This is a genomic window from Stutzerimonas kunmingensis (genome assembly GCF_032106285.1).
GTDB lineage: Bacteria > Pseudomonadota > Gammaproteobacteria > Pseudomonadales > Pseudomonadaceae > Stutzerimonas > Stutzerimonas kunmingensis_B.
Genome location: NZ_DAMCPO010000035.1, coordinates 1 through 11,695, shown reverse-complemented (window position 1 = coordinate 11,695; position 11,695 = coordinate 1). Strand labels below are relative to the sequence as shown.

The following is an 11,695-nucleotide window of genomic DNA, read 5'->3' as shown; positions in this document are numbered from 1 at the left end:
AATACGTTCACGTCATGACTATGATTGTGCTAGAACGATGAAACTTAGCCATTCCGAAGTTCGCCTCGTCAGCGGGGAGCCGGCATTTTCCTTGCGTCGGCCACTGGCAGAACTAGCACAGAGGTTTGTGCTCTAGTGCGAAATCAATACTGGACCTTCCCTTACCAGCCGGGCACACCATCGCGTATTACCCGAGAAAAGTCCATATTGTTACCTGCCCGCCGAGCCCGTTCGGTGATTCGTCCCTGCTGACGCAACTCCTCTAGTTTAAGATTCTGCTCTAAACCGCCTACATCCTGGACATATCCGGGTAGATAGCCGGTGAGCAGCAGCCTGTAATCTAGCGGCAACCCGCGGATGATCTGGCGCATCATCTCAAAGACGATGGTGGTGCAGTTGGCGGTAATGGTGTTGTAGAAACGAGGTTCTTGCTGCAGCTGATTTGTCTGCTGGATGTAGGACAGGAAGAGCGCCCGCATCGCCTCTTCGGACATATTTACCCGATACAGATAGACATCTTCGTTGCGAACGTTGGTGCGCACCCGCAACGCGTCTCGCTCGTCGGCGGCAACGATGCTCAGTTCGAACTGTTTGAAGAAGCCGCCAATTTCCGAATAGCTTTCGCCACGCTCTTTGCGGATTTCCACCGTGAATACCACGAACTGGCCATCATCGAAGCCGAACGAAACCAGAACGTGAGCGATGGCCGGCATCCCCCAGTAAGAGGTCGCCAAATCGACCGACGTCAGCTGATCCAGATCGTAGCGGCGGGTTTCCCAACGTGGGTCATAGTCCTCGTCGCTGCGCCAGTCGAAATTGCGCACGTTGTGCAAGGTTACCTGACTGCCCTCCGCACGTCCGTGGGTCATTCCCATCAGATCATCGGTCCAGACCCGATGGTTCGAGGGCTCTAGGGAGTTCCACCAAACCTGCAACAGCGCGAACAGCGACAGGTAGCCGCAAATCGCAATCCAGGGCCGAAGCCGCCAGAGCGCGATGAGCAGCGCCGAGGCGAGGATGCACCACAGGGCTATCGACGCGCTCTTGCCCGCAGCCATCATCGGCAACTGATACCACAGCGCCATGCCCCCCCAGGCTGTCGCCAGCAGCATTGCCAGCGAAGCCAGCACCTGCAGGAAAACACGCAGGGTCATGGTACCGGTCCCGCGAACCGGTCGCCGTCGGACTCGTGCAGATGAACGTGCAGAATGCGGCGGATTTCCATGATGGCCTCGGGCGTCTCCTGCACGCTGTGGCCGAAAGGAATCACGATTTCCGACTCTGCCGCGGCCAGATGGGCACTGGAATACGGCACCACACCATCGCTGGAATCCAGCAGTGACAACGCGGGGGTGTAGTTGCCGATGATCGAGTGGTAGCGCACCGCAGGCGAGATGGGCAGGTCGGCGCTCAGCCTGACAAAGGGGTCGTTGCTGCTGAGATTGTCGATGCTGTTGAGTGGCCGGGTCAACACCTCGGCATTGGCCGAGCCCGGGACGATCAGCAATTGCGCAACATCGGTGATCCGCCCAAGCACCGAGGCCGGCAGCTTGACGAGGCCAGCGGCCCAACGGGAAATGCGGTTCTCGGCGAATGGCGTGCCGCGGTGCGGGGCCGCGACGAAGATCGCGCGGCTGACATCGGGCAAGGGCTCGAACCTCACATAGGGGCCGACCTCCTTCTGCACCCGCTCGAGCCTACGCCCCTGAAGCGGATACCTCTCAAGCAGGGCGTCCCACAGACGATCTCCGGAAGACGACAGCATCAACCGCGACAGCACCCCACCCATGCTATGCCCGATTACCACCATATCCCGAGAGGCCTGGGCCGTTCCGCTCGGATCGAAGTGCTCAAGGGTCTGCTCAAGGGCCGTACGGATCGCCTTGTTGTTGAATGCCAGCGGGGCGTTTGTCGGGTAATAGACTTGCCAGATCTGGTAGTTTTGCCGCAGGGCTTCGTCGCCCAGCACCTCGTTGGCGACATTGATCCAGGCTTCCGGACTGCTGGCCAGGCCATGCAGCATGATGATGATGCGGCGGTTCGGATCGTAGGGCTGCATCAGATAGACGTGTGGCTTTTCCAGTACCTCGCCCTTGCCCACTAGTGTCAGCAATGACTGGGAGGCAAATCCCGAACGAGCCAGCCAGAGCCCGTAGCCAGAGGTGAAGCTAGCCGCCAGTGGGATCTCTCGCCCGGCCATCGTGATGCTGTCCTGGCGAAATGGGTCGTAGCCGACGATATGCACCCTTTGCGTGCTCAGAACCTCGTCCAGGGTCGTTCCCGGAAAACTCGCCACTGCAGTGACGGCCGGGAACGGCGTCTCGCTCCAGGCCAGCTCCGCACTGTCCTTTCTCACCACTCTGCGGTCAGTCATGGCGACCAGTTCTGCTCCCAACCCGTCCCGCCGATACTGGTTACGCAAGCCCTTAAAGGAAAGCGAAGCCGCTGGAATCAGCGCCTCCGGCAGGTCCCGGCCGCCAGCCAGACGGACATTGCCCACCGTACCCTGAATCTGCCAGCGGCCGCTATGCAGCACGAAGTCGCCCTGGCCTTCGCCAGCCTGTGGCGGGTTGCCTTGATAGCGCGCAAAGAGCCCGGTCAACGCCTTTTGCACGGAGAAGTTGTAATAGTCGCGCACCTGGGTCTGCCTATCGTCCAGGGCCCTCTGCCCCACCGTGCGCTCGGTCATGAACAGGTAAGCGTAAGCGTGCCGGGCGCTTTCCAGGTAAGCATCCAGCATGGCGTCGGTCTGCGCATCGGTCTGCGCCGATCGATCCAGCCGCAACGCTTCCTGCAGCCAGAGTTCGGCCAATACCGACAGCCGTTGCTCGTCGCCCAGCGCTTTCGACTCGCCCAGCGTTCGAAGGCAGACGGCAGCGGCTGCCTTGCATTCGTCCTGGCCGATGCCGACCACCTGCAGCGCGGTCCCCACCGAAGCGCTGAGTTGCCCTGTGCTCAGCACATCCCCGCGGCGCAGGGACATGTAGTCCCTGGTTTCGAGGGCGGACACCTTGACCCCGGCGCAACCGCCCAGCATCAGCAGCAGAAGCACGAGGAACGCTCCCCGCCGGAGGATGGAGCCATATAACTGTCCGCGGAGCGGAGCTGGTTGACGATTCAAACTGAGGAACTCGAATGTGAAAAAGGAAGCGGCCACCGGCATTCGCAGTACCGGCGCCATGCATGGCTTTTTCGGCCGCCAAGAATACGGAGCCTGTCACGCACCGCCGTAAGTGATGTACATCTTGTATCCCAGCACCGAAAACACACCGACGATGCCCAGTCCGATCAATGCAACCCCCCAGTTCCTCTCGCGCGCGGCGAACCCGACAGTCATCGTCAGGAGCGCCACCAGCAGTATGGAAAGCATTACATTCAATTCATCCATTTCCAGTTTCTTCCTGTTGAGATGGTTTGCTTGGGCCTCGCAGCGCCCCTCGTCAGCATTACAACCAGGTCGAGAGCGTGATCGAGCCGAACTGGTCGTGCTCCTGTTGTCCCTCGAACTCGCGGGTGCGCCAGACGCTGGCGAACGCCAGTTGCCAGCGGCTCCAGGTCAGCACGCCGCCGAGCGTGGCGTCGCCGACCCATTCGCGGCGATCCACCGAATGGCTGTCCTCGAACGTGTTGCCGTCGAGGAGCATGTTCTGCGCCATATAGCGGCCCTCGAGATTGGCGAAGCCGTACCAACCGAACCCGCTGCCCGCGTGGAAGAACTGGTTGCCGCTTTGCCCAGGAGTGACCGAAGGAATGCTGAAGCTACGCTGCAGGTTCTGCCCGAGCCGCGCCCCCAGGCCTGTCGATGCGTAGGTGTACAGATTGCCGAGCGAGAAGCCCAGGCTGGGGCCGTACTCCAGTTCCAGCCCGCCCATGCGCTCCTGCAGCCACCAGCGGTGCTGGTAGGCCAGGTTGACGAAAGGCTCGTTCTCCAGTTGATGCTCCCAGCCGTTGGGCTCGTCGCTGCCGGTGACCTTGTGCACGGCGCGCTGCAGTCGCTTGCCGCCTGCGGCCGGACCGACGATGCCGACGTCCAGGTGCAATTCCTCGGCCGAACGCCAGCCCTCGTGCCGGGTGTCCGAAAACAGCGACACCCCGGCGAACATCAGCCCCGCATATGGGCGGTCGTCCTTGATCAGTCCATTGTTTTCGATCTCGTCGGGGGTATAGATCTGGTGGCCGAAACGGTAGGCGACGCTGTCCACCGCGCTGCCCGACCAGCCCGGCAGGAGATTGGCGACGCTACGAGTCCAGTGATCCTGTTCGGGCTCGAAGCCCCAGCTCAGTTCCAGTCCATTGCTGTAATGGCCATCGCTTCCGGAGGAGATGATGTCGTTCTCCGCCTTGATCGAGAGCGTATCGGCTTCTGCCGCGGCGCAAGCGGCCAGCAGCATGGCCAGCAGGCCTGGTCGGAGTTGGGTGCGGTATTTCATCAATGATCCCTCTTGATAGGTGGAAAAGAACGGGAGGACCGCCGGCTCGGTGTTGAACAGGTTGCGCTGGGCGTCGGGTTCTTCGAGATGGATGGAGTAGCCGCCCCGATAGCGGTCGCGGGCAATTTCCAGCGGCCGAGCCAGAATCCCGCGCCACAGCTCGAATCGACGCGCTTCGCCTGCGCGGCGGACTGCCGGATGTCAGAAAGAGCTTTCCGCTTCGCTGCAGCCGAAACGTGATCAGCGGGAGACGGGTTGAGACGTTGAGTTCCGGGTAGGCAGCAGGCGCCCGGCTGCCGCGCAATGGCGTCGACGGGCATCGATGGCTGCTCGTGAGGCTCCCGCTTCGTGTTGGGCTTCAGATACCGGGGCTGGGCCATGCGAGTCGATCGGGGAGTGAGACTGCGCATATTACTAAACTAGAATAATCTGTCTAGTATTGCTGCATGCTTCGCTGCGTTCCGCTAGCATTCAGGCCATGACCTCAACGACGGACGAAACAGCGCCCATCGCGCGTCCATCTGCGAAAGCAGGCCGGACACCCCGCAAACCACAGCAGGATCGTGGACACGAGCGTGTCGCTTCCATTCTCGATGCCTGCGCAAGAGTGTTGCAGCGTGATGGCGAAGCGGGCCTGACGATGCATCACCTCGCAAAGGAGTCAGGCACCTCCATCGGTTCGCTGTATCACTTCTTTCCAGACAAGAAAAGCGTCATCGCAGCTGTTAATCAGCGCCATACCGACGCATTGTGTGCCATCACCGAGCGGTTGGAGCTTATCGACGATCAAGTATGGAAGCATCTCACCGCTACACAAATGGTGGAGCGGCTAATCTTTCCTTTTCTCGAATACATTACTAATCACCAGGACATTCAAGTACTGCTTGGCCCCGCGTTAGGCGATCGCCAGCTGCAGTCGCCAGTGCTTCGCGCGGCAGTTCGATCTATCTATGAAAAGGCTTTGCACCTACGGCTCCCGAATGCGACTGATGAGGATTTGCATGCTTACAGCGCAATCCTTTTAGCCATGCCATCCGGAATGTTCCGCTCGGCTCCTGAAGAAACCGTATTTGGCTGCAGGAGATTCCCCGTGCTCTGGTGGCCTATCTCAGCGCGTTAGGGATTGAGCGTTAACCACAGCGAGCCTGAACGCGGGCTGCGCCAGCAGAGTGCAACTTATCGACCAGCCGAATAAATCCAATTAAATCTGGCCGCGTTGAACGAACTCCTAAAAATACCGTTATATCTTAAAGGATAGGCAAGCTGCCGTATTATGTAAAACAGACATATCTAAGTGCTTGGTGAAGACCGGCGTCGCTCCTGAAGCTTGAGAAAGTGGACTGTTACCACAATGAGGCAATTAGATGTGGCTCAGGCCAGGTTATCGCATGAAGGCATTTGTCACGTCTTCGCTTGTTGCCCAAAATGGTTAAGCGATAACGACTCAACATGCACCGTTAACAAACACGGCTCTTGCTCGGGATGTCGGTTTGATATCACTAACCACCCCAGTGTACAGCCGCAGAGCGACGGCATGGATAGCTCCTGAAGACGAAGCGCGACTACTTCGCCCTATGCCTCGCAGATCGGCAGACAGCGCTACACAACCTCTGGGAATTATATTCGGAACGCTGCAGCGAAGAGCGCGGTGCATCGCATTCAAAGTACCGCTTGTCACAGGAAGTCGGAGAGTTGATCTCAACTTCAACACGGAGTTGCGGTGCCAAGTTTGATCAGGGCAGTTACACCGCTAGGGCACACACTAAGCGCGTAATCAGGCCGCGGAAGGCCTAGCGGACAATGCCGTGGGCTGGTCAAGGAGTTGGTGATAGCTAAACATGAATGATGATTGATTATGTTGCCGCTAGGGGTATCATCCAGCAGATTGCTTTATCCCCCGCGTCTGTAAGAGCTCTGCAGAGTTAACGGTAAATGTGACGGTAAGCCCTATATCGATCACAGCCAATCCCTTTAACCACACGGCCTAAGATGGCCTGTTGATGATCGAGTGGGAATGATCTGAAGCAATGAGGGCAGCCCAGGCTGCCCTCATGCTATGCGCAGCCTCCGCAGAGAGGCGCGTCGAGCCTGATGGGCCCATCAATTCGGACTGGCTGGAGCCCATGCATGTCCTTTACCCGTAGACAGATTCTCACCGGCCTGGCCGGTCTTGGTGTCGTCGGTCTCGCCGGCAGTGGCGCGCGCTACTGGCTCGGTCGCCCGGCCGACATCACCACTCATGACTACGAATTGATTGCCGCCCCGCTGGACGTGGAGCTGGTGCCTGGTCACGTCACGCCTGCCTGGGCCTATGGCGGGCAAGCGCCTGGCCTGGAGCTGCGTGGCCGTCAGGGCGACTGGCTGCGGGTGCGCTTCATCAACAATCTGCCCGAGCCCACCACCATCCATTGGCATGGCATTCGTCTGCCGCTGGAAATGGATGGCGTGCCCTACGTATCGCAGTTGCCGGTGTTGCCCGGCGAGTTCTTCGACTATCGCTTCCAGCTGCACGATGCCGGCAGCTTCTGGTATCACCCGCACACCAGCAGTGCCGCGCAGCTGGGTCGCGGGCTGGTCGGTCCGCTGATTGTCGAGGAGCGCGAACCAAGCGGTTTCAGGCACGAGCGCACGCTCAACCTGAAAAGCTGGCATGTCGACAAGCAGGGGGCGTTCACCGAATTCAGCGTGCCGCGCGAGGCGGCCCGTGGCGGCACGCCGGGCGTGCTGTCGACGGTGAATGGCACACATGCACCCACGCTTGATCTGCCGGCCGGGCAGGTCGTGCGGCTGCGGCTGCTGAATCTCGACAACACCCTGACCTATCGGCTGAACCTGCCAGATAGCGAGGCGCGCATCTATGCGCTCGATGGACATCCGGTCGCTCCGATGCCGCTGGGCAAGGAGTACTGGCTCGGTCCGGGCATGCGTATCGACCTGGCGCTGAAGGTGCCGGACGCTGGCACGGAGCTGTCCTTGCGCAATGGTCCGCTACGGCTGGCGACGCTGCGCTCGGTGGCGCATGACGAAGTCGCCGGCGACTGGCCGCCGGCGTTGCCGGCTAATCCCGTGGCGGAGCCGGATCTGCAGCGCGCGGAAACGCTGCGCTTCAACTTCGAGTGGGCCGGTACCTTGTCGACAGACGCCGCGCAGGGCGGCGCCTATACCTTCTGGCAGATCAACGGCGAGGCTTGGGACATCAACGACAAGACCTGTGCCGATCGCCCGATTGCTACGCTGAAAAAGGATGGCCATTACATCTTCGAGCTGCGCAATCTCAGTCAGTACCAGCATCCGATTCATCTGCACGGTATGACCTTCAAGGTGATCTCGTCCAATCGCCGCAAGATCGATCCGTGGTTCACCGATACCTACCTACTGGGCAAGAACGAGACGGCCCGTATCGCGCTGGTCGCCGATAATCCGGGTGTCTGGATGTTTCACTGTCATGTCATCGACCACATGGAAACCGGGTTGATGGCAGCGATCGAGGTGGTATGAGACAGGGCGGAGTAGGGCAGTGAGGAAGCCGCAGATAATCGACCGCAGCCAGGACGAGCGCTTCATGCGCGAAGCCCTGGCGCTGGCGGCGCAGGGCGCTGCGTTGGGAGAGGTGCCGGTCGGCGCTGTGCTGGTGCAGGATGGGCAGATCATTGGGCGCGGCTTCAACTGCCCGATCTCCCGACACGACCCCAGTGCTCATGCGGAAATGGTCGCGGTGCGGGATGCGGCGCAGGTGCTGCAGAACTATCGGCTACCCGGCGTGACGCTCTACGTCACGCTGGAGCCGTGCAGCATGTGCGCCGGTCTGATCGTGCATTCGCGGATCCAGCGCGTCGTCTATGGCGCCACCGAGCCGAAGGCCGGCGTGGTTGTCAGTCGCGGCCAGTTTTTCGATCAGGGCTTTCTCAACCACCGGGTGCTGGTCGAGGGCGGCGTGCTGGCCGAGGAGTGCGGGGCGGTGCTCAGCGAGTTCTTCCGCCAGCGCCGGCAGAAGGGTTAGCGCGCCGCTGTTGTCGGCTGCAGCGTTTCATGGGCGGCGACGCTGCCCTGTGCCGGAAAGACCACCAGATGGTCGGCGGCGATGGCGATGCCGACTTCCTGCCCGGTGGGGTAGTCCGCATGGCTGGTGAAGATCGCCACCAGCTGATTGCCGGTGGGCAGCTGCAGCCGGTACAGCGTCGATGCGCCGAGAAAGGTCTTGCCGACGATCAGCGCCCGCAGCGGGCTGTCCGGCTTGTAGACGATGTCGTCCGGGCGCAGCAGCACATCGACCGAGCTGCCCGCGGGCCAGGTGTAGGCACGGTTGCCGCGGATCAGGCCGAGTTCGGTCTGCACGGTTTCCGGGTCGAGCAGCTGCCCGCGGATGAAGTAGCCCTGGCCGATAAAGCTGGCGACGAAGGGCGTCAGTGGCTCGTGATAGAGGTTGAACGGGGTGTCCCACTGCTCCAGCCGGCCATCCTTGAACACGCCGACCTGATCGCTGACGGCAAAGGCTTCTTCCTGATCATGGGTGACCAGAATGGCGCTGGTGTTGCGCGCCTTGAGAATCTCGCGCACTTCATGGCTGAGGCGCCGGCGCAGTTCCACGTCGAGGTTGGAGAACGGCTCGTCCAGCAGCAAAAGTGCAGGCTCGGGCGCCAGGGCGCGGGCCAGTGCGACGCGCTGCTGCTGTCCGCCGGAGAGCTCATGCGGATAACGTTTGCCAAGGGCGGCCAGGTGCACCAGTTCGAGCATTTCGGAGACGATTCGCGAGCAGTCAGGCTGCTTGCGAATCCCGAAGGCGATGTTCTCCGCCACGGTCAGATGGGGAAACAGCGCGTAGTCCTGAAAGACCATGCCGATGCGGCGCTTCTCCGGCGCCAGGGTGAAGCCCGAGCGGGAAATGACCGACTCCGCCAGGTGGATTTCGCCCTGGTGCACCGGCTCGAAGCCGGCGATGGCACGCAGCGTAGTGGTCTTGCCGCAACCGGACGGGCCCAGCAGGCAGCCGATGTCGCCGCGGTTCAGATGCAGGTTGAGGTGCTGGACGATGCTCTGCTCGCCGTAGCCGCAGGCCAGGTCACGCAGTTGCAGCAGCGGCGGCTCGTGTTTCATGCGTGGTGGTAGGCCGGCTCGACGAGAAACTCCAGCAGCGCCTTCTGTACATGCAGGCGGTTCTCGGCCTGATCCCAGGCCACGGAGCGCGGATCGTCGAGCAGGTCGTGGCTGATCTCCTCGCCGCGGTGGGCCGGCAGGCAATGCATGAACAGCACGTCCTCGGCAGCGCAATCGAGCAGAGCGCGGTCCACCTGATAGGGGCGGAACGTGGCCAGGCGCGCGGCGGCCTCGTCTTCCTGGCCCATGGAGGCCCAGACGTCGGTGCTGATCAGGTGTGCGCCTGCAGCCGCTTCGCGCGGATCACGCATTACCTGCACGCGATCACCGGCGCGCGCCATCAGTTCGGCGTCGGGCTCGTAGCCCTCGGGGCAGGCGACCTTGAGCTGGAAGTCGAACTGGATGGAGGCTTCTATATAGGTATTGCACATGTTGTTGCCGTCGCCGATCCAGGCCACCGTCTTGCCGCCGATGCTGCCGCGGTGCTCATGGAAGGTCTGCATATCGGCCATCAGCTGGCAGGGGTGCAGGTCATCGGAAAGACCGTTGATGACCGGCACGCTCGAGTTGGCGGCAAAGTCGGTGAGGGTCGAGTGGGCGAACGTGCGGATCATCACCGCATCGAGCATGCGCGACATGACGATGGCCGAATCGCTGATCGGCTCGCCGCGCCCGAGCTGGGTGTCGCGCGGGGACAGGAAGATCGCCTGGCCGCCGAGCTGGATCATGCCGGCTTCGAACGACAGTCGGGTGCGGGTCGAGGCCTTCTCGAAGATCATGCCCAGCACGCGATTCTTCAGGGGTTCGAACAGGACGCCGCGCTCGCGCAGATCCTTCAGCTCGATGCCGCGGCGGACCAGGCTGTTCAGCTCCTGGGGCGTGCAGTCCATCAGTGAGAGAAAATGCCTTGCGCTCATATCAACTACCTTTATTGCCGCAGCGCGATCCAGTGCTTTTCGACAGAAAAAGGGGACCGACGACTGGGGGTCGCACGGGGAGCGACGAAACGGGAAAGGCGCGATCTTATCCAGAAAGCGAGCATAGGCGCAAATCCGCAGCCCACGGCCTCCGGTGGGCTGAATCGCCGTGCTGACGGCCTTTGCGCCGCAACAAAGCCGAGTCCTCCGCTCGGCTTTCCCACGTTTTTTCCGTTACAATGCGCGGCAACCGTGTCTAGCCGAGGTACTCCATGGATATCATCGAAACCATCAAAGAACAGATCGCCAACAACCCGGTGCTGCTTTACATGAAGGGTTCGCCCAACGCCCCGCAGTGCGGCTTTTCCGCTCGCGCGACCCAGGCGGTAATGGGCTGTGGCGAGAAGTTCGCTTATGTCGACATCCTGCAGAACCCGGAAATTCGTGCCAGCCTGCCGACCTATGCCAACTGGCCGACCTTCCCGCAGCTGTGGGTGAATGGTGAGCTAGTCGGTGGCAGCGACATCATCCTCGAGATGTTCGAGAACGGCGAGCTGCAGACCCTGATCAAGTCCGCTGTCGGCAAGACCGAGGCTTAAGCCCGGTCTGACCGCGTAGGCTTTGCTGATGCCCGCATCGAAGGATGCGGGCATTTTTGTTTGTGCCGCTCTGCGGAATAACGCCGCTCGGCTGACGCGTTGATCTTTATGGTCTTTCCCGGGTCAGAGGTCGCGGTGAGGGCGTTTCCCTCTGTTCTGTTGATCCCTTGAAGTGAGAGACGCCACCTGATGCCCTATATGCGAATGCTGCCCTTTCTGATCGTGCTGGCGGTCGTCCTGTTCAACGGCTTGAAGCCGGAGCCGGTACCGCAGTTGTTCGATCAGCAAGACAAGCTGCATCATCTGCTGGGTTTCGCCGCGCTGGCGTTCACCCTTCGTCTGGCGTTCCCGCGGGTGCCATTCCTGTGGGGGCTGGGTCTGACAGTTATTGCGGCACTGTCGATCGAGATCGGGCAGGGCATGCTGCCTTATCGGACCGCCTCGCGCTGGGACATGCTGGCCAATGTGTTGGGCGTGCTGCTGGGCTGGGGCTGCTCGGTTGTGGCGCAGGGCTGGTGGCGTCAGCGGCTGGGAGAGCCGCTGACCGAGTAGGAAGCGAATAACCTGGGACGCAGTCCCTGATGAGAGTCCAGCGGCAATAAAAAAGGTTCTTCGCGGAGTCTGGGGGAAGAGCGAGTTGACAGTCAGGGAAGCA

Annotated in this window: 11 protein-coding genes; 5 read left to right on the top strand and 6 right to left on the bottom strand. The window is 61.2% G+C overall.

Going from position 1 to position 11,695, the window contains the following annotated elements; translation table 11 throughout:
* Window positions 1-161: 161 nt before the first annotated feature.
* From RT582_RS20065 to RT582_RS20050, 4 genes are read right to left on the bottom strand one after another with little or no spacing between them, the layout of a single operon-like run.
* On the bottom strand, window positions 162-1,154 hold the full coding sequence (locus RT582_RS20065; RefSeq protein WP_044316086.1) for an Lnb N-terminal periplasmic domain-containing protein: 993 nt from the start codon (window positions 1,152-1,154) through the stop codon (window positions 162-164).
* Window positions 1,151-3,181, bottom strand: coding sequence for an esterase/lipase family protein (locus RT582_RS20060; RefSeq protein WP_125862854.1), 2,031 nt, complete (start codon window positions 3,179-3,181; stop codon window positions 1,151-1,153). Before RT582_RS20060 ends, RT582_RS20065 begins: the two co-directional genes overlap by 4 nt.
* A gap of 36 nt (window positions 3,182-3,217) precedes the next feature.
* The gene (locus tag RT582_RS20055; protein ID WP_185744008.1) at window positions 3,218-3,388 is read right to left on the bottom strand and encodes a hypothetical protein; all 171 of its coding nucleotides are present in this window, start codon (window positions 3,386-3,388) and stop codon (window positions 3,218-3,220) included.
* Window positions 3,389-3,446: 58 nt separating this feature from the next.
* Window positions 3,447-4,430 (bottom strand): lipid A deacylase LpxR family protein, encoded by a 984-nt coding sequence (locus RT582_RS20050; RefSeq protein WP_125862855.1) that lies wholly within the window; start codon window positions 4,428-4,430, stop codon window positions 3,447-3,449.
* Window positions 4,431-4,908: 478 nt separating this feature from the next.
* Here RT582_RS20050 and RT582_RS20045 point away from each other — a divergent pair, with 478 nt between their 5' ends.
* From RT582_RS20045 to tadA, 3 genes are all read left to right on the top strand, one after another.
* Complete coding sequence (locus RT582_RS20045; protein ID WP_125862856.1) at window positions 4,909-5,550, top strand: TetR/AcrR family transcriptional regulator; 642 nt, start codon at window positions 4,909-4,911, stop codon at window positions 5,548-5,550.
* Window positions 5,551-6,557: 1,007 nt separating this feature from the next.
* The gene (locus RT582_RS20040) at window positions 6,558-7,928 is read left to right on the top strand and encodes a multicopper oxidase family protein (protein WP_125862857.1); all 1,371 of its coding nucleotides are present in this window, start codon (window positions 6,558-6,560) and stop codon (window positions 7,926-7,928) included.
* 19 nt (window positions 7,929-7,947) lie between these two features.
* On the top strand, window positions 7,948-8,430 hold the full coding sequence (gene tadA, locus RT582_RS20035) for a tRNA adenosine(34) deaminase TadA (protein WP_090521668.1): 483 nt from the start codon (window positions 7,948-7,950) through the stop codon (window positions 8,428-8,430).
* Here tadA and RT582_RS20030 read toward each other — a convergent pair.
* Window positions 8,427-9,524, bottom strand: coding sequence for an ABC transporter ATP-binding protein (locus tag RT582_RS20030; RefSeq protein WP_090521667.1), 1,098 nt, complete (start codon window positions 9,522-9,524; stop codon window positions 8,427-8,429). The genes tadA and RT582_RS20030 overlap by 4 nt on opposite strands.
* Window positions 9,521-10,441, bottom strand: coding sequence for an ornithine carbamoyltransferase (argF, locus tag RT582_RS20025; RefSeq protein WP_090521664.1), 921 nt, complete (start codon window positions 10,439-10,441; stop codon window positions 9,521-9,523). Before argF ends, RT582_RS20030 begins: the two co-directional genes overlap by 4 nt.
* A gap of 272 nt (window positions 10,442-10,713) precedes the next feature.
* Here argF and grxD point away from each other — a divergent pair, with 272 nt between their 5' ends.
* Entirely contained in the window at window positions 10,714-11,040 is a 327-nt protein-coding gene (gene grxD, locus RT582_RS20020; protein ID WP_014819496.1) for a Grx4 family monothiol glutaredoxin, read from the top strand.
* Between the two features lie 189 nt (window positions 11,041-11,229).
* A complete protein-coding gene (locus tag RT582_RS20015; protein WP_031298192.1) occupies window positions 11,230-11,592 on the top strand; it encodes a VanZ family protein in 363 nt (120 codons plus the stop codon).
* The last annotated feature ends 103 nt before the right edge of the window (window positions 11,593-11,695 follow it).

What these genes read in the sequence shown, in the direction of transcription:
- RT582_RS20065 (WP_044316086.1), bottom strand. Translation starts at nt 1,154, where the DNA reads ATGACCCTGCGTGTTTTCCTGCAGGTGCTGGCTTCGCTGGCAATGCTG.
- RT582_RS20060 (WP_125862854.1), bottom strand. Translation starts at nt 3,181, where the DNA reads ATGGCGCCGGTACTGCGAATGCCGGTGGCCGCTTCCTTTTTCACATTC.
- RT582_RS20055 (WP_185744008.1), bottom strand. Translation starts at nt 3,388, where the DNA reads ATGGATGAATTGAATGTAATGCTTTCCATACTGCTGGTGGCGCTCCTG.
- RT582_RS20050 (WP_125862855.1), bottom strand. Translation starts at nt 4,430, where the DNA reads ATGAAATACCGCACCCAACTCCGACCAGGCCTGCTGGCCATGCTGCTG.
- RT582_RS20045 (WP_125862856.1), top strand. Translation starts at nt 4,909, where the DNA reads ATGACCTCAACGACGGACGAAACAGCGCCCATCGCGCGTCCATCTGCG.
- RT582_RS20040 (WP_125862857.1), top strand. Translation starts at nt 6,558, where the DNA reads ATGTCCTTTACCCGTAGACAGATTCTCACCGGCCTGGCCGGTCTTGGT.
- RT582_RS20030 (WP_090521667.1), bottom strand. Translation starts at nt 9,524, where the DNA reads ATGAAACACGAGCCGCCGCTGCTGCAACTGCGTGACCTGGCCTGCGGC.
- argF (WP_090521664.1), bottom strand. Translation starts at nt 10,441, where the DNA reads ATGAGCGCAAGGCATTTTCTCTCACTGATGGACTGCACGCCCCAGGAG.
- grxD (WP_014819496.1), top strand. Translation starts at nt 10,714, where the DNA reads ATGGATATCATCGAAACCATCAAAGAACAGATCGCCAACAACCCGGTG.
- RT582_RS20015 (WP_031298192.1), top strand. Translation starts at nt 11,230, where the DNA reads ATGCCCTATATGCGAATGCTGCCCTTTCTGATCGTGCTGGCGGTCGTC.